The 16,871-nt window shown below is 70.6% G+C and carries 17 protein-coding genes and 2 pseudogenes; 9 read left to right on the top strand and 10 right to left on the bottom strand.

Annotated features, from left to right (window positions below):
- Positions 1-32: 32 nt before the first annotated feature.
- Positions 33-596 carry an N-acetylmuramoyl-L-alanine amidase gene (locus A7A76_RS17420; RefSeq protein ID WP_206412391.1) on the bottom strand — a complete coding sequence of 188 codons (564 nt, stop codon included), beginning with the start codon at positions 594-596 and terminating at the stop codon, positions 33-35.
- A gap of 42 nt (positions 597-638) precedes the next feature.
- On the opposite strand from A7A76_RS17420, the gene A7A76_RS17415 reads away from it, so the two are divergent.
- From A7A76_RS17415 to A7A76_RS17390, 6 genes are all read left to right on the top strand, one after another.
- Positions 639-1,151 (top strand): MOSC domain-containing protein, encoded by a 513-nt coding sequence (locus A7A76_RS17415; RefSeq protein WP_206412390.1) that lies wholly within the window; start codon positions 639-641, stop codon positions 1,149-1,151.
- A gap of 151 nt (positions 1,152-1,302) precedes the next feature.
- Positions 1,303-1,830, top strand: a complete 528-nt coding sequence (locus tag A7A76_RS17410; protein ID WP_206412393.1) for a hypothetical protein — start codon at positions 1,303-1,305, stop codon at positions 1,828-1,830.
- Between the two features lie 4 nt (positions 1,831-1,834).
- Entirely contained in the window at positions 1,835-4,168 is a 2,334-nt protein-coding gene (gene rlmKL, locus A7A76_RS17405) for a bifunctional 23S rRNA (guanine(2069)-N(7))-methyltransferase RlmK/23S rRNA (guanine(2445)-N(2))-methyltransferase RlmL (protein WP_206412389.1), read from the top strand.
- Between the two features lie 73 nt (positions 4,169-4,241).
- Positions 4,242-4,841, top strand: a complete 600-nt coding sequence (locus A7A76_RS17400; RefSeq protein ID WP_206412388.1) for a class I SAM-dependent methyltransferase — start codon at positions 4,242-4,244, stop codon at positions 4,839-4,841.
- 236 nt (positions 4,842-5,077) lie between these two features.
- Positions 5,078-5,935, top strand: a complete 858-nt coding sequence (locus tag A7A76_RS17395) for a pirin family protein (protein ID WP_206412387.1) — start codon at positions 5,078-5,080, stop codon at positions 5,933-5,935.
- 66 nt (positions 5,936-6,001) lie between these two features.
- Positions 6,002-6,208: a hypothetical protein gene (locus A7A76_RS17390; protein WP_206412386.1), complete on the top strand. Its 207-nt coding sequence runs from the start codon at positions 6,002-6,004 to the stop codon at positions 6,206-6,208.
- Positions 6,209-6,266: 58 nt separating this feature from the next.
- Here the strand turns inward: A7A76_RS17390 and aqpZ are convergent, their stop codons facing one another.
- The 3 genes from aqpZ to A7A76_RS17375 all read right to left on the bottom strand — a co-directional run bounded on the left by aqpZ (position 6,267) and on the right by A7A76_RS17375 (position 8,682).
- Positions 6,267-6,980: an aquaporin Z gene (gene aqpZ / locus A7A76_RS17385; RefSeq protein ID WP_206412385.1), complete on the bottom strand. Its 714-nt coding sequence runs from the start codon at positions 6,978-6,980 to the stop codon at positions 6,267-6,269.
- Between the two features lie 244 nt (positions 6,981-7,224).
- On the bottom strand, positions 7,225-7,695 hold the full coding sequence (locus A7A76_RS17380; protein WP_139174656.1) for a hypothetical protein: 471 nt from the start codon (positions 7,693-7,695) through the stop codon (positions 7,225-7,227).
- A 126-nt stretch (positions 7,696-7,821) separates the two neighbouring features.
- Entirely contained in the window at positions 7,822-8,682 is an 861-nt protein-coding gene (locus A7A76_RS17375) for a pirin family protein (protein ID WP_206412384.1), read from the bottom strand.
- Between A7A76_RS17375 and A7A76_RS26825 the strand changes: the two are divergent.
- Positions 8,681-8,839: pseudogene (locus tag A7A76_RS26825) on the top strand (DUF6053 domain-containing protein); the annotation flags it as partial. The gene A7A76_RS17375 and the pseudogene A7A76_RS26825 sit on opposite strands and share 2 nt — an antisense overlap.
- Positions 8,840-8,857: 18 nt before the next feature.
- On the opposite strand, the pseudogene A7A76_RS26820 reads toward A7A76_RS26825, so the two are convergent.
- From A7A76_RS26820 to mfd, 5 genes and pseudogenes are all read right to left on the bottom strand, one after another.
- A pseudogene (locus A7A76_RS26820) lies at positions 8,858-8,920 on the bottom strand (DUF6053 domain-containing protein); the annotation flags it as partial.
- Positions 8,913-9,299, bottom strand: coding sequence for a hypothetical protein (locus tag A7A76_RS17370; protein ID WP_206412383.1), 387 nt, complete (start codon positions 9,297-9,299; stop codon positions 8,913-8,915). The pseudogene A7A76_RS26820 and the gene A7A76_RS17370, both read right to left, overlap by 8 nt.
- 374 nt (positions 9,300-9,673) lie before the next feature.
- Positions 9,674-10,198, bottom strand: a complete 525-nt coding sequence (locus A7A76_RS17365) for a SixA phosphatase family protein (RefSeq protein WP_206412382.1) — start codon at positions 10,196-10,198, stop codon at positions 9,674-9,676.
- Between the two features lie 221 nt (positions 10,199-10,419).
- Positions 10,420-10,905 (bottom strand): GlcG/HbpS family heme-binding protein, encoded by a 486-nt coding sequence (locus A7A76_RS17360; protein WP_206412381.1) that lies wholly within the window; start codon positions 10,903-10,905, stop codon positions 10,420-10,422.
- 293 nt (positions 10,906-11,198) lie between these two features.
- Positions 11,199-14,675: a transcription-repair coupling factor gene (gene mfd / locus A7A76_RS17355; protein ID WP_206412380.1), complete on the bottom strand. Its 3,477-nt coding sequence runs from the start codon at positions 14,673-14,675 to the stop codon at positions 11,199-11,201.
- 359 nt (positions 14,676-15,034) lie between these two features.
- Between mfd and A7A76_RS17350 the strand changes: the two genes are divergently transcribed.
- Positions 15,035-15,295 (top strand): hypothetical protein, encoded by a 261-nt coding sequence (locus A7A76_RS17350; RefSeq protein WP_206412379.1) that lies wholly within the window; start codon positions 15,035-15,037, stop codon positions 15,293-15,295.
- Between the two features lie 35 nt (positions 15,296-15,330).
- A complete protein-coding gene (locus A7A76_RS17345) occupies positions 15,331-15,618 on the top strand; it encodes a hypothetical protein (RefSeq protein ID WP_206412378.1) in 288 nt (95 codons plus the stop codon).
- Positions 15,619-15,697: 79 nt separating this feature from the next.
- Here the strand turns inward: A7A76_RS17345 and A7A76_RS17340 are convergent, their stop codons facing one another.
- A complete protein-coding gene (locus A7A76_RS17340) occupies positions 15,698-16,273 on the bottom strand; it encodes a GNAT family N-acetyltransferase (protein WP_206412377.1) in 576 nt (191 codons plus the stop codon).
- Positions 16,274-16,871 lie beyond the last annotated feature (598 nt).

Below are 16,871 nucleotides of genomic sequence, written 5' to 3'. Positions count from 1 at the left end.
GTCGGCGCGGCGCTCGCGGCGACGCGGCCGGCTCAGGGCCGCAGGCGCTCCAGGCCGCAGCCGGCCAGCACCTGCGGCCACGGGAAACGCGGGCCGGGATCGCGCTTGCGCGGCACCTGCACGGCCGGATCGTCGCTGGCTTCGACGGTGGCGGTGTCGAGGTCTTCGTGGCCGGCGATCCAGCGCAGCGACGGCAGCCGCGCGCGCAGGTCGGCCAGCAGCGCCAGCAGCGCGTCGATCTGCGCGGCGGGGTAGGGCTCGTCCATCGCCTGGTGGCGCGAATCCAGCCAGTGCGGATAGCGCCCGGCGTTGACCAGCTCGATCCCGATCGAACGCGGGTTGTAGCCGCGCACATGGTGGGCGATGCGCTCGTCGGCGACGTAGCGCAGCACCGCGCCGTCGCGGTCGATGTAGTAGTGGCCGCTGTTGCCGGTGCCCGAGGCCGGATACAGCACGCGCTCGCCGTACTCGCGCGCGGTCGCCAGCTCCGGCAGCTCGGTGCAGTGGATCACCGCCAGGTCGATCGCGGCCAGGTCGCGCGGCTCCAGCCGGGTCTCGTAGGGCAGGGGCGCGAGGGCGAAATTCAGGGGCGGCATGGGCCCGGATGCTACCATTCGCGCCTTGCCCGGAGTTCCGCCATGCCTTCGTTGCCGCCCGCCGACTCCGCGCTAGGAAAGCTCATGGCCACGCTGCCGCGGCCCGGACGGGTCGAGTGGATCGGCCTGCGCCCGGCGCGCGGGGCGGCGATGCGCGAGGTCGACGAGGCCGTGGCCGAGGCCGGCCGGGGCCTGTCCGGCGACCGTTACAGCGGCGCCAGCGGCAAGCGCGGCATCACCCTGATCCAGGCCGAGCACCTGCCGGCGATCGCGGCGCTGGCCGGGCTCGACGCAGTCGCGCCGGCCGCCTTGCGCCGCAACATCGTCGTCTCGGGCTTGCCGCTGATCGCGCTCAAGGGGCGGCGTTTCCGTCTCGGCGAGGCGCTGCTGGAGACCACCGAGCCCTGCGATCCGTGCTCGCTGATGGAAGCCGCGCTGGGTCCGGGCGGCTACAACGCGATGCGCGGCCACGGCGGCTGGTGCGCGCGGATCGTGCAAGGCGGCCGGATCCGCCGCGGCGATGCGCTGGTGCCGGCCGGCGATGCGGCGGCTTGAGCGCGCCGACCGGCGCACCGCGCATTGGCGCGCTGCGCTGCGGACACGACCGGCGGCCGCTGCGCCGGCGCCTGGGACCGCTCGGCGTCGGCGCGGACCCGAGGCCTGATTCCGGCGCGAACCGCCACTCCTCACTTTCGGCTCAAAGATGATCGTTACCGGACACTGCATTCTGTCTCATGGCTTCGAAAGCGGCCCCGACGCCGCCAAGGTGACCGCCTTGGCCGAGGCCGCGCAAAGCGTGGGCTGGACCGCCGAGCGTCCCGACTACACCGACCTGGACGCGCGCAGCGACGTCAGCCCTTACGGCGACGTGTACGCGCGCATCGAGCGCCTGCTCGCGCTGGCGCGCGAAGCCGCCGGGCGCGGGCCGGTGGTGCTGGCCGGCTCTAGCCTGGGCGCCTACATCTCCGGCGCGGTGTCGATGCAGGTGCGGCCGGCCGGGCTGTTCCTGATGGCGCCGCCGATCCACATGGGCCCGGCGCCGGCGCTGCAGGCCGCGCCGGTGCCGCTGAGCATCGTCCACGGCTGGGACGACGAACTGATCCCCGCCGCCGAGGTGGTGGCCTGGGCGCAGCCGCGCCGCGCGCGCCTGCTGCTGGTCGACGACAACCACCGCCTGTCTACGCATGTCGAGGCCAGCGCCTCCGCTTTCCGCCGCCTGTTGCAGAGTCTGTAAACGCATGAGCAAGTTCTACGCAAGTTGCGGCAAGGGCCTGGAATACCTGCTGGCCGACGAGTTGGCCGCATTGGGTTGCCAGCGCGCCACCGCCGCCACCGCCGGCGCCAACGTCGAGGGCACGCTCGCCGACGCCCAGCGCGCGGTGCTGTGGTCGCGCCTGGCCAGCCGCGTGCTGTGGCCGATCGCCGAATTCGACTGCCCCGACGAACACGCGCTGTACGCCGGCGTGGCCGCGGTTTCGTGGCCGGACCACCTGGAAGCGGTGCACACCCTGGCGGTGGACGCGCACGTCTCCGGCGAGGCGATCACCCACGCGCGCTACGCCGCGCAGCGGGTCAAGGACGCGGTGGTCGACGTGATGCGCGCGCGCACCGGCGCGCGTCCGGACGTCGACACCGAAGCGCCGGACCTGCGCTTGAACCTGGTGGTGCGCAAGGGCCGCGCGGTGCTGTCGATCGACCTCGGCGGCGGCCCGCTGCACCGGCGCGGCTGGCGCCAGCACCAGGGCGAGGCGCCGCTGAAGGAGAACCTCGCCGCGGCGGTGCTGCTGCGCGGCCAGTGGCCGAAGGTGTACGCGCAAGGCGGCGCGCTGTTCGACCCGATGTGCGGCAGCGGCACGCTGCTGATCGAAGGCGCGCTGATGGCCGCCGACGTCGCCCCGGGCCTGCTGCGTCACGGCTTGTTGCCGCCGACGCGCTGGCGCGGCTTCGATTTCGCCGGCTGGCGCGCGTTGTGCGACGAAGCGCGTTCGCGCGAAACCGCCGGTCTGACCGCGCTGCGGCCGGTGTTCGCCGGCAGCGATATCGATCCGCAGGCGATCCGCGCGGCGCGCGAGAACGAGGCGATGGCGGGACTGGCGGGGTTGATCCGCTGGGACGTGGCGGCGGTGGAATCGCTGCAGGCGGTGCCCGAGCCGTTGCGGGCGGATGCTGCGTCGCAAGCCGAAGCACATCCTTCCAGCCGTCATCCCCGCGAAGGCGGGGATCCAGGGCTTCATCGCGACGGATCCGGCGGTGGGATGGAAAAGAGCGCCGGGGAAGAACGTGGCTTCGCTGGTGGAGCGCTGGCGGTTGGGAATTCGGCTACCCCAGTTGGCCTCGCCGTCTGCAACCCCCCCTACGACGCCCGCCTCGCCGCCGACCCCGCGCTCTACCGCGCCCTCGGCGAAGCGCTCAAGCGCCTGGTCCCGTCCTGGCGCGCCAGCCTGCTGTGCGGCGATCCCGCGCTGGCCCAGGCCACCGGCCTGCGCGCGAGCAAGAAATACCAAGTGTTCAACGGCGCGATCGAATGCGCGCTGATCGTCTGCGATCCCATCGCCCGCATCGGCCACGCCGAACAGCGCGCCAAGGAGCAAGACGCCGCGCCGCAGCCGCTCAGCGAAGGCGCGCAGATGGTCGCCAACCGCCTGCGCAAGAACCTGCGCAAGCTCAAGTCCTGGCGCCAGCGCGAAGGCGTGAGCTGCTTCCGCGCCTACGACGCCGACCTGCCCGAATACGCCGCGGCCATCGACGTCTACGCCAGCGACGAAGCCGCGCCGCGCGTCTATCTGCACGTGCAGGAATACGCCGCGCCCGCCGACATCCCCGAAGCCGACCAGCGCCGCCGCCGCAACGAACTGCTGGCGGCCGCGCGCGAAGTGTTCGAGGTGCCGCGCGAGCGCATCGCGGTCAAGACCCGCGCGCGCGGCAAGGGCGGCAGCAAGTACGGCCAGTTCGACCAGCGCGGCGAGTTCGTGCCGGTGCGCGAGGGCGCCGCGCGCCTGCGCGTGAACCTGTTCGATTATCTCGACACCGGCCTGTTCCTCGATCACCGGCCGATCCGCCTGCGCATCGCCGAACACGCGCGCGGCAAGCGCTTCCTCAACCTGTTCGCCTACACCGGCGCGGCCACGGTCCAGGCCGCGGTCGGCGGCGCGGTGCAGACCGTCACCGTCGACCTGTCGGCGACCTATCTGCAATGGTGCGCCGACAACCTGCGCGAGAACGGCCTCGGCGGCGCCCAGCACCAGCTCATCCACGCCGACGCGCTCGCCTGGCTGGAAGCCGAGCGCGGCCGCTTCGACCTGATCTTCTGCGACCCGCCGACCTTCTCCAACTCCGCGCGCGCCGACGATTTCGACATCCAGCGCGAACACGTGCGGCTGCTGCGCGCGGCGGTGGCGCGGCTGGCCGACAACGGCGTGCTGTACTTCTCCAACAACTTCCGCCGCTTCCGCCTCGACAGCGAGGCGATCGCGCAGTTCGCCCGCTGCGAGGAGATCACCGCGGCGACGATCCCGCCCGACTTCGAACGCGACGCGCGCATCCACCGTTGCTGGCGCCTGGAGCCGCGTTGATGGCCGTGCGCCGCGGCACGCGCGTCACCGCTCGCCCGGATGCGCGCAAGCGCCGGCCCGCCGGGAGCCGCGCATGAAAGCCCACCCCAAGCCCGGCGCCTGGACCTTCTTCCGCCAGTGGCTGAAGAACCCGCTGCGGGTCGCGGCGGTGGCGCCGTCGAGCGCGGAACTGGCCGCGGCGATGATCGCCGAACTGCCCGACAACGCCGCGCGCGTGATCGAACTCGGCGGCGGCACCGGCGCGATCACCCGCGCCCTGCTCGACGCCGGCATCCGCGATTCGGACCTGCTGGTGCTCGAACTCAACGAGGAACTGCACGCGCACCTGCGACTGCGCTTCCCGCAGGTGCCGGTGCTGCTCGGCGACGCGCGCATGCTGCCGGCGCTGGCGCGCGAGCAGGGCTATCTGGCCGCCGGCCCGGCCGACGCGATCGTGTCCGGGCTGGGCCTGCTGACCATGCCGCACCCGTTGCAGCGCGACATTCTCGCCGCCGCGTTCCAGTGCCTGCGCCCGGACGGCGTGTTCGTGCAGTTCACCTACGGCCCGGCCGCGCCGGTGGCCGACGCAGTGGCGCGGCAGCTGTCGCTGCGCGTGCGCCGCGGCGAATTCGTGCTGCGCAACGTGCCGCCGGCGACGGTCTACGTCTACACCCGCGAACCCGCCACGCCGTAACCGCCGAAGGCCCCCTGCAGGAGCGGCGCGAGCCGCGACTGCGGGGTGGCCGCTCGCGGCGGAGGTTTCGGCGTAGTTGGGTTTTCGCGGTCGCGGCTTGCGCCGCTCCTACAGGGGCTCCGGCCGCTTTCGTTCTGTTTTTGTTACGGATGATTGCGGATTTGGCTATATCGTTCTGAAAATGTAATGGCATCCTAGCCCCAGCGCCAATCCGGCGATCTTTTGGAGCAAGGTCCATGGCCACCACCGCCACCACTTACGCCCGCGTCGGCCGCAAGCTGCGCGGCCAGGCCACGTCCGACGGCGCCGGCGTGCGCCTGACCCGCGTCATCGGCGGGCCGCAGCTGCCCGACCTGGACCCGTTCCTGCTGCTCGACGAGTTCGGCACCGACCGGCCCGAGGACTACCTCGCCGGCTTCCCCGAGCACCCGCACCGCGGCTTCGAGACGGTGACCTACATGCTCGACGGCCGCATGCGCCATCGCGACAACCACGGCAACGAAGGCGTGCTGGTGCCCGGCAGCGTGCAGTGGATGACCGCCGGCCGCGGCCTGGTGCATTCGGAGATGCCCGAGCAGGAAGAAGGCCGCATGCGCGGCTTCCAGCTGTGGGTGAACCTGCCGGCGCGCGAGAAGATGACCGAGCCCAAGTACCAGGAGTTCGCGCCGGAGCGCATCGTCCAGCTCGCGCCGGCCGCAGGCGTGCAGGTCAAGCTGATCGCCGGGCAGATCGGCGACGTGCGCGGGCCGATCCGCCAGCCGGCGACCGACCCGGTCTACATCGACGTCGAACTGCAGTCCGGCGCGGCCTGGGAATACGAACTGCCCGAAGGCCACAACGCGTTCGCCTACGTCTACGAGGGCGGCGTATCGCTCGGCGACGGCGACGATGCGCGCATCGTCGAGGCGCAGGAAATGGCGGTGCTCGCCGGCGGTTCGACGCTCAAGCTCGCCGACGGCGGCCGCGGCAGCCGCCTGATCGTGGTCGCCGGCCGCCCGCTGCGCGAGCCGGTGGCGCGCTACGGCCCGTTCGTGATGAACACCAAGCAGGAAATCATGCAGGCGTTCGTAGATTTCCAGGAAGGCAAGTTCTAAGGCGCGCGGTTGCGGCGCGAGAACGAGGCCGGGCACGAAGGCAAAGCAGGAAGGCCACGTTTCGGCGTGGCCTTCTCGTTGCGCGCCGCATTTTTCCGCGTGGCGCGCAATTTCGCGGATGTCGACTCGGGCCGGCTGCGCGAGGCCGATGCGTTGGCCTGGACGCGCCGGCCGCTCGCTGACGGAAGCGTCGGATGTTCGCTTGTCTTCACCCGCAATCGAGCAAGCCACCGCGGCACGCGGACCTGCACGCCGTCTCGTGATTACGAGTGACGATCCGCCAAGAAAAAAGCCGCGCATCGGCGCGGCTTTCTTCGACGCAGGCGAACGATCAATCGTCCTTGCCCAGCCAGCGATACACCGCGCCGCCGATCAGGCCGCCGAGGATCGGCGCCACCCAGAACATCCACAACTGGCTCAGCGCCGCGGCGCCGGCGAACAGCGCCACGCCGGTGGAGCGGGCCGGGTTCACCGAGGTGTTGGTCACCGGGATGCTGATCAGGTGGATCAGGGTCAGGCCCAGGCCGATCGCGATCGGGGCGAAGCCGGCCGGCGCGTTCTTGTGGGTCGCGCCGAGGATGATCACCAGGAACATCGCGGTCATCACCACTTCGGTCAGGAACGCCGAGGCCGCCGAATAGCCGCCCGGCGACATCAGGTCGTAGCCGTTGCTGGCGAAGGTGCCGGCGGCGTTGGGGTCGATGCTGAAGCTGCCGGTGCCGCTGGCGATGTGGAACAGGACGAAGCCGGCGAGGATCGCGCCGAGCACCTGGGCGACGATGTAGGGCAGCAGGTCCCTGGCCGGGAAACGGCCGCCGGCCCACAGGCCGAAACTCACCGCCGGATTGAAGTGGCCGCCGGAGATATGGCCCAGCGCATAGGCGCCGGTCAGCACGGTCAGGCCGAAGGCCAGGGCCACGCCGAGCAGGCCGATGCCGAGCGGATTGCCGGCGCCGCCGAAGTTGGCCGCGAGCACCGCGCTGCCGCAACCGCCGAGCACCAGCCAGAAGGTACCGATGAACTCCGCACCCAGTCGCTTGATCATGATGTCGTTCCTTAAAGAGGGTTGAGCGACTCTCTTGCGAGAGACCGGCGGCCCCGGGATCGACGATCGCGCCTGTTCAGCAGGGAGCGGCGTTGACGCGGACCCTGTTCAGCCAGGCCGATTCTCATGCTGCGCGAACCGGGGAAAATGTGCAATCCGTCACACAATTGGCCCCTGAACCGGCAAAACAATGCCACCGCCCAAGGACGGTGGCATCGGATCATTTGCGATGTGATGAGGCGGTTTACTTGCTGCTCAGTCGGGACGACTGAAATCGCAAGCCCTCGGTCTGGCCGAGGACCTCCTTGAGCTGATCGGCCGACTGCGCCTGCAGCCACACGTGCGCGATCTTGCCGTTGCCGACCTCGATCAGGGTCTCGCGCGCCTGCACGTCCGGTTTGCCGGCGATTTCGCTGCGGTACCAGTGCACTTGCTTGCCGTCGATGGTCGCGTCTTCGGCGCGGTTGCCGCGCTTGGGCTCGAACGGTTGCTTGGATGCGATGTACAGGCCGAACGCCTCGCTGCCGTCCTCGCGCAGCGCGCGGCAGAAATCGGTGTCGGCGGTGCCGCGGTATTCCCAGTGCAGCCCGGTCGACGCCGGCAGCATCGGGCAATTGCCCTGCGCCGGCGGGGCCTCCTGGGCCTTCGCCGCGGCGCACAAAACGAACAGCAACCCCAGCCACGGCAACGCGCGGCCCTGACCCCATGACTTCACGACACGTCCCCCTGAAAACCGGATGTTGGTTTAAACAGTGTTGCGATAGCCCTCGACCGTGACCTTAGTCGAGTTTGCGGGGATTGACAAACGCTTATGCAAAGTCATAGAGCAGATTAGGAAAAATCATCGCTCCGGCAGCGGGATGAATTCGTGCTCGCCGGGGATCTGGCCGAAGCGGCCTTCGGCCCAGTCCTGCTTGGCCTGTTCGATCCGCTCGCGCGAGCTGGATACGAAGTTCCACCACAGGTGGCGCGGGCCGTCGAGCGGCTCGCCGCCGAGCAGCATGGCCTTGAGCGGGGTCTTGGCGCGCAGGCGCGGGCGGGTGCCCGGGTCGAGCACGACCAGGTGCTTCTCCGGCAGGTCGGCGCCGTCGAGTTGGGACTGGCCCTCCAGGATGTAAAGGGCGCGTTCGGCATGGCTGTCCTCGATGTCCAGCTCGGCCTCGGGGTCGAGGTCGATGGCGACATACAAGGTGTCGGCGAACACCCGCACCGGCGATTCGGCGCCGAAGCCGCGGCCGGCGACGATGCGCAGCCAGGCGCCGTCGCGGCGCTGCTGCGGCAGGGTCGCGGCGGCGTGGTGGTGGAACGCCGGCGCGGTTTCCTCGAACGAACGCGGCAGCGCCACCCAGGTCTGCAGCCCGTGCACGGCCTGGCCGGCCGCGCGCGGCGCGTCGGGGGTGCGTTCGGAATGGGCGATGCCGCGTCCGGCGGTCATCCAGTTGACGTCGCCGGGATGGATGTCCTGGACGCTGCCGAGGGTGTCGCGGTGGCCGATCGCGCCGGACCACAGGAAGGTGACCGTGGCCAGGCCGATGTGCGGATGCGGACGCACGTCGATGCCCTGGCCGGGCGCGAATTCGGCCGGGCCCATGTGATCGACGAACACGAACGGCCCGACCGAACGGGCCTGCAGGCTGGGCACGGCGCGGCGCACCTGGAAGCCGCCGAGGTCGTGGACGCGCGGGGCGACGATCGTGGTCATGGACGTGATCTCCTGCAGGACAGATGGCTGCAGATTGGCACGTCCTGGCTGCAATCTTGCAACCGGGGGCGCAACTCGGTGTTGCAGGGGATGCGGTGGTGCCGCGACTTGGACGAAAGGCGTCGGGCCTGAAGGCCCTCCCACAAGAGCGGTCGCATTGGCTCTGGAGAGGCAGGACTGCTTTTGTGGGAGGGCCTTCAGGCCCGACGCTTTTCGCCCGGATCGCGGGGTTATTCAGCCTCGAGCTTCACCGTCGCCTGCGGCGGCTCGGCGAAATCCAGCGACTGCAGTTCCAGCGTCCACGCGCCGGCGCGCTGGCGCGGCTGCGCTGCGGAGGTATCGAACGACAATGCGGTCTTGGCGCCGTCGCCGCCGCTCAGTTCGAACGCCAGCACCGCTTCGCCGGCGCGGATGCATTGCAGGCCGGGCCGGCAGCGCGAGTCGTTGACGATTTCGACGAAGCGCAGGCGCGAGCGGTCGGGCAGGGCCACGCTGTCGCCGGGGCGCAGCTGCGTCGATTGCCCGGCGGCGAGGGTGCGGCCGGCGCCGCCGGCGTGGGCGCAGGCGGACAGCGCGAGCGCGCAGGCGAGCGAGACGGCGAACGGGGCGAGTTTCATGCGGTGGGCTCCTGGTGGCGGCGTCGCGCGGCTGCGCGGATGTGCGTCGCGGACCGTCGCGGCGCGGTGCGCGTCGGCGCGATCCTCGGCGATCCACGCTGCGGCGTCCAGTTGCGGGTGCGATGGGTGTGCGCGGCGTCGCTGATCGTTGTCAATCGCCGGTAAGTCGGCGGCGAGCGCTTGCGTGCGTTCGTCGGCATGGGATCGTTTGTGCAGGCTTGCACGTATGCACGTATGCACGCGCAAGCTTGAGCATCCGCGCATCCGCGCATCCGCGCGCCCGCCCACACGCCCATACGCCCGTACGCCCGTACGCCCGTACGCCCGTACGCCCGTAGCTCGCGGCATGCGGCCCGGCGACACCAGCCGCTCGATCAGCGATCGCGCTCGATCCGCAGCGTCGCCCGGCCCTGCGCGTCGAAGTCGACGATCATGCGCCGGTTGTATTCGGTCTCCGGCATCGGTTCCACCGTGCAGGCGCACAGCGCGGCGGCGATATCGGGCGCGGTGTTGCTGTGGCCGACCACGAGCACGGCGCCGTCGCGGTGCTCGCGGCGCAACTGCGCGGCGAACTCGGCCGGCGCGCGCCTGGCGTCGTAGACGACGGGCGCCAGGCCGTGTTCGCGCGCGGTCGGTTCGCCGGTCTGCAAGGTCCGGCGGTAGGCGGTGACGTAGACCGCGCGCAGCGGTTCTTCGCGCAGGCGCGCGGCGAGGCTCTGCGCGCGCTCGCGGCCGGCCGGGGCGAGGTCGGGATCGCGGGTGCCGTCGTCGGCCTTTTCGGCATGGCGCACGACGATGTAGCGCGTCGCGGGCGATGTCTGCGCGGACGGCGCAGTGGCGCAGCCGGCGAGCGCGGCCAGCAGCGCGGCGGAAACGAGAGTGGCGGCGACGGCGTGCATGGCGGCTCCAGGCGGGCGCGAAGACGCCAGTTTACTGCAGCGCGGCTGTGCGCTCGGCCGTGGCATGACGCTGAAGTCTCTGGATCCCCGCTTTCGCGGGGATGACGGTCTGGAGGCGACGCCGCGCAGACGCCGCGCACTCACCCGACGTCATGCCCGCGAAGGCGGGCATCCAGGGCTTCATCGCGACATAAGCGGCAGTTCGCGACCGCGTGCGCCGCTCACTTCAGCAAGTCGGCGCCGGCCTGCGCGATCTGCCCGTCCTGCGCCGCCTGCGCGCCGGACACGCCGATGCCGCCGATCACCTGGCCGTCGAGCAGCAGGCGCACGCCGCCTTCGATCGGCAGCGAATGCGGCAGCGCGAGCACGACATTGTTGCCGCCTTCCAGCAGCTTCTGATGGAAGCCGCTGTCGCGGCGGTAATCGGCCGCGTGCACGGCCTTGCCGATGGCGACCTCGACGCTGGAGTTGGGCGTGCCGTCCATGCGCTGGAAGTGCATGAGGCGGCCGGCTTCGTCGACGATGGCGATGGACACGGTGAGGTTTTGCTCGCGCGCCTTGGCCGCGGCGGCCGCGGCGATCTGCTCGGCCGCGGCGAGGTTGAGCACGGTGCGCTGGGTGAGCTGGGTCTTGAGCGGCGGGGCGGCGAGGGTGGGCATGGCGATGGTCAGCAGCAGGGCGGCGAGCGGAAGCGAGAGGCGGCGCATGCGCGGGGCTCGGGTGGTGGGTGCGCTGAGGCTAGCGGCGCGGCGGGGGCGGCGGCAGTGCTTTTTGTACTGGGGCGGGTTGGCGGCGGTCGCAGCCTCGCGCTTGCGGCGGGAACGGGTGGGGGCGCGGTCGCGGCTTGCGCCGCTCCTACAGGGGGCGCACGCGGGTTTCGTCGCTGCGGTGCTGGCCCTGTAGGAGCGGCGCGAGCCGCGACCGCGACACTTCGCTTACGACGCGAGCTCGTGCTCCCGCTGCCATCCACCCGCGGCGCGCCATTCGCGCCGCGCGTGGCTCAATGCTTGGTATCGAGCAGCATCAACAGCCCCTTCGCCGCCGCCAGCCGCGCCGGCGCGTCGGGCAGCTCCAGCTTGATCCGCAGCTTGTCCGGGCCGTCCATCTGGTAGAGCTTGGGCTGGCCCTGGATCATCTTGATGATCGACATCGGATCCACGTTGGGGCGCTCGACGAACTGCAGGCGGCCGCCCTTGTCGCCGAGGTCGAGCTTGCGGATGCCCAGCGCGGTCGCGCCGAGCTTGAGTTCGGCCACCGCGAACAGATGCTTGGCCGCGTCCGGCAGCAGGCCGAAGCGGTCGATCATCTCCACCTGCAGCTCGCGCAGTTCCTCGCTGCTGCGCGCGCCGCTGACGCGCTTGTACAGGGTCAGGCGGGTGTGCACGTCGGGCAGGTAGTCCTCGGGGATCAGCGCCGGAATGTGCAGTTCGACCTCGGCGCCGCGCGCCTCGGCGGAATCCACGTCCGGCAGCTTGCCCTGCCGGATCGAGCGCACCGCGCGCTCCAGCAGTTCGGTGTACAGGCTGAAGCCGACTTCGGCCATCTGCCCGCTCTGGTCCTCGCCGAGCAGTTCGCCGGCGCCGCGGATTTCCAGATCGTGGGTGGCCAGGGTGAAGCCGGCGCCGAGTTCGTCCATCGAGGCGATCGCCTCCAGGCGCTTTTGCGCGTCGGCGGTGATCGAGCGCTGATCCGGAATCACCAGATACGCATAGGCGCGATGGTGCGAGCGGCCGACCCGGCCGCGCAGCTGATGCAACTGCGCGAGGCCGAACTTGTCGGCGCGGTTCATGATGATGGTGTTGGCGTTGGGAATGTCGATGCCCGACTCGATGATGGTCGTGCACAGCAGCACGTTGAAGCGCTGCTTGTGGAAGTCGAGCATCACGCTCTCCAGCTCGCGCTCGGCCATCTGGCCGTGGGCGATGCCGATGCGCGCTTCCGGCACCAGCTCTTCGAGCTGGCGCTTCATGCGGCCGATGCTCTCGACGTCGTTGTGCAGGAAATAGACCTGGCCGCCGCGCGAGAGCTCGCGCTGGAACGCTTCGCGCAGTTGCATGTCGTCCCACGGCACGACGAAGGTCTGCACCGCCAGGCGATGCGCGGGCGGAGTGGCGATGATGCTCAGGTCGCGCAGGCCGGCCATGGCCATGTTGAGCGTGCGCGGGATCGGCGTGGCGGTGAGCGTCAGCAGGTGCACGTTGGCGCGCAGCGCCTTGAGCGCTTCCTTCTGGCGCACGCCGAAACGCTGTTCCTCGTCGACGATGACCAGGCCCAGGTCCTTGAAGCGCACGTCGTTCTGCAACAGGCGATGGGTGCCGACGACCACGTCGATCTTGCCTTCGCTGAGCTTCTCCAGCTCGGCCTTGATCTCCTTGCTGGTCTTGAAGCGCGACAGCACCTCGACCTTGAGCGGCCAGTCGGCGAAGCGGTCGCGGAAATTGCGGTAATGCTGCTCGGCCAGCAGCGTGGTCGGCACCAGCACCGCGACCTGCTTGCCGGCCGCGGCGGCGACGAAGGCCGCGCGCACGGCGACTTCGGTCTTGCCGAAACCGACGTCGCCGCAGACCACGCGGTCCATCGGCTGGCTGCTGCCGAGGTCGCGGATCACCGCCTCGATCGAGGCGTGCTGGTCGGGCGTTTCCTCGAACGGGAACGCCGCGGCGAAGGGTTCGTACATGGCCCGGTCCACGTCCAGCGCCAGGCCGGCGCGGGCCTGACGCTTGGCCTGGATTTCCAGCAGTTCGGCGGCGACGTCGCGGACTTTTTCCGCGGCCTTGCGCTTGGCCTTCGTCCATTGCTCGCCGCCGAGCGAATGCAGCGGCGCGGTCTCCACCGAGGCGCCGGAGTAGCGGCTGATCAGGTGCAACTGCGCGACCGGCACGTACAGGCGGTCGCCCTTGGCGTATTCGATCTCCAGGTATTCGCCGGGCTGGCCGCCGGCTTCGAGCACGATCAGGCCGCGGTAACGGCCGACGCCGTGGTCCTCGTGCACGATCGGCGCGCCTTCCGACAGCTCGCCCAGGTCGCGGATGATCGCCTCGGGCTCGCGGCCGACGCGCTTGCGCCGGCGCGGCTGCGAGGCGCGCTCGGGGAACAGCTGGCGTTCGGTCAGGATCGCCAGCGCCGGTTCGTCGATGGCGAAGCCGTCGTCCAGCGGCGCCACCGCGATGGCGAAGCGCGCGGCGCCGTCGCGGAACGCGCTCCAGTCGGCGACGACCTCGGGGCGCAGGCCGGCGGATTGCAGCACTTCCAGCAACGCCTCGCGGCGGCCGGCGCTGTCGGCGGCGATCAGCACGCGGCCGGGATAATTCGACAGGAACGATTTGAGCGCCTCGGCCGGCGCGGCGTCGCGCGCGGCCACCGGCAGGCTCGGCGCGGGCTGCTCGCCCAGCGCCAATGCGCGCGCGCGCTGCGGGTGCTGCTCGCCGCACAGTTCGATGCGCTCGCCCTGGTTGAGGCGTTCGCGCAGGCCGACCGGGGTGAAGTAGAGCTGGTCCGGCGGCAGCAGCGGCCGTTCGATGTCGTGGCGGCGCTGCTCGTAGCGCTCGCCGGTGTGGGCCCAGAACGCGTCGGCCGCGTCCAGCGCGCCGTCGGCGATCACCGGCAGCACGTTGCCGGCGAGGTAGTCGAACAAGCTCGCGGTCTGCTCGAAGAACAGCGGCAGGTAGTACTCGATGCCCGACGGCGCCAGCCCGGCCTTGAGGTCCTGGTACAGCGCGCTGCGGCGGGTGTCGAGGTCGAAGCGCTCGCGCAGCGCGTCCAGCGCGCGCTTGAGCGACACCTCGTCCAGCGGCACTTCGCGGCCCGGCAGCAGGTGCACGCGTTCGATCTTGTCGAGCGAGCGCTGCGATTCGGGATCGAAGGCGCGGATGGTTTCGATCTCGTCGTCGAGCAGTTCGACCCGGAACGGCGAATCCGCGCCCATCGGGTAGACATCGAGCAGGCCGCCGCGCACGGCGAAATCCCCCGGGTCGAGCACTTGCGGCACGTTGCGGTAGCCGGCGGTTTCGAGCCGGCGCTTCTCGCTGTCCAGATCCAGGCGCTGGCCGACGCGCACGTCGAAACTGCCGCCGATCACATGCCGCAGCGGCGCCAGCTTCTGCAGCAGCGTCTGCACCGGCACCACCACGATGCCGCGCTTGAGCGCGGGCAGCCGGTGCAGCGCGGACAGACGCTGCGAAACGATATCCGGATGCGGGCTGAAGACGTCGTAGGGCAGCGTCTCCCAATCCGGGAACGGCAGCACCGGCAGCGCGCCGTCGGCCGCGCCGGCGGCGCCGAGCAAGGTGCGCAGGTCGGCTTCGAGCTGGTGCGCGCCGTGGTTGTCGCGGGTCACCGCCAGCAGCGGGCCGTCGTGTTCGCCGGCGGCGCGGGCGATCGCCCACGCCAGCGCGGAGGGCGAGGCCGGCGCGCGCCACCAGGCGCGCTGCTGGCCGGTCTTGGGCAGCAGGGACACGGATGCGGAAGTCGGGGGCATAGAGGGCGGCTAGTGTAAAGGGATACGTCGCGCAGGAATCGCGCGCTTTGCGTCCGCGGTCGCGGAAGCGGGGGGGCGCAACGCGCTATACCGGGCGCAGGCCGTCCGCAATGGGGTGCGCGGCCGAGGGCAGGCGCGGCGCGTTGCGGTCCGCGCTGCGATGCATGGCGGCGGAGGCGGGCTGCGCTTATCGGGCGCGGCCGCGTCTCCGGTTCGAATGCAGTGTGTCTGAGATGGAGGCAGGGGACGCCGAATCAACCAGGGCACCGCGGACGCGCCGGATCGGCGCCGGACGCATCCATCGTTCCCGGCCCGCGCCCGCGCAGGCCGATGGCGTGCCGACGCTAAGGAGAAGCCCGATGAAGCGCAATGCAATCAAGTGGTCGATCGCCGCCGCCGTACTGGCGTTGGCCGGTTCGTTCTCGCTGGGGCTGTCGGCGTTGCCGTATCCGCCCGACAACGGATGGATGATCGTGACCTGGAGCACCAACGGCGTCGCCCACGGCCAGACCCATTACGGCAATTGCCCGCCGGGCACGCCGTATCCGCTGGATTGGGGCTACACCGGCGGCACGCCGACGGTCACCTACCTGCCCTGCGGCATTGTCCAGGCCGAATGAGCGGCGCATCGATCCGATCGAAGAGGAGAACGACCATGAACGAGTTCGCTGGCGCTTCGCGCCCGCTGCGCTGCCGCGTGCGCAACGCGGTGTTGCTGGGATTCGCCTTGGCGGCGTTCGCGCCGCTGGGCCTGGCCGGGCCGGTGGTGCCCAACGGCAAGCTGCTGATCACCACGTACTGGTTCGAAGGCGAAGCGGTCGGCGGCGATGTCGACGGGGTGTGCCCGGAGGGCTCGCCGATGCCGTTGCCGTGGGGACGGCGTACGAGCCAGAAGACGTATTCGTACATGCCGTGCGCGGCGCCTCCGGGCACCGAGCCCTGAGCCTTGCGGGATGAGCGTTGCGCGATGAGCGCAGCCGTCCGTCGCCGCGCGCGGCGGCGGACGGCACTGCGGGGAGCGCTCAGGCGCCGGCGGCGCCTTCGGCCGGGGCCGGCTTGTTGCGCAGGTCCAGCGACACCCGGATCAGGCCCGGCGAGTCCTGGTGGAACTCGCGTTCGAAGCCCAGCGATTGCGCCAGCGACAGCATCGGCGTGTTGTGTTCGAACACATCGCCGTACAGCCGGTGCACCTTCTTGCCGCGCGCCCACTTCACCAGCCGGGTCATCAGATAGCGGCCCAGGCCCATGTTGGCGATATAGCGGCTGACCAGGATCGCGAACTCGGCGTCCTGGGTGCGCTCGTCGATGGCGACCCGCGCCACCGCGCCGACCAGGGCCTCGCCCGGCGGCAGCGGCTCGGCCGCGACCAGGGCGAACTCGGTGCGCGGATCGACCCGGGTGAAGCGCTCGGCCATCTCGGGGGTGAGCTCCTTGAGCGCGTAGAGGAAGCGCTGGCGCACCTCGTCGGGCTGGAGCAGGGCGAAGCCGGCGCGCAAGGGTTCTGCGTCCTCGGGCCTGACCGGACGGATCAGGACTTCGCGTCCGTTGGGGAGGCGCTGGCGTTCGTGCCAGGGCGGGAGACGTTCACGCGTGGCCATGAGCGGATAGTGGCACATTGTGACGAATTTGGCCCTTCATCCGGATCGCGGCGCGGGCGCGGTGCGCCCAGCGACACTGAACAGCCTGAATGCGCGTCCGGCGGGGTGAAGGGTGGGCCCTGCCGGGGTAGTACGGCACTTTCTTTGGGTACGGCCGTCGCAGTAGGGATGCGAACCGTAGGCATGATGGCCGCGTGAATGCGGACTGGCAATGCCTGCCCGACGGACGCGATGCGGGTGCCGGGAGGGATGGGGTGGGTGCGAGTGGCGCCTGGAGTGTGGTCGGGATGCGGCGGGGTGGTGGATTCGTAGTGGGTGGGTGCAATGGACAAGGAGGTCGCGTGCTTACCGTTCCGGGCATGGCTCTGAAGTCTCTGGATCCCCGCGTTCGCGGGGATGACGGCTTGGAGAGGCGCGGTGAATCCGACTTGCCGCGAAACCCAACCGCCGCGAAACCCCTCATGCCGTCATGCCCGCGAAGGCGGGCATCCAGGGCTCCATCGCGGGATGGCTCTGACGTCTCTGGATCCCCGCATTCGCGGGGATGACGGCTTGGAGAGGCGCGGTGAATCCGACTTGCCGCGAAACCCGACCGCCG

The sequence above is a fragment of the Lysobacter enzymogenes genome, from assembly GCF_017168095.1.
In the GTDB taxonomy this organism is placed as follows: domain Bacteria; phylum Pseudomonadota; class Gammaproteobacteria; order Xanthomonadales; family Xanthomonadaceae; genus Lysobacter; species Lysobacter enzymogenes_D.
Note: the sequence above shows the minus strand (reverse complement) of the source record. Positions and strands in the feature narration are given on the sequence as shown.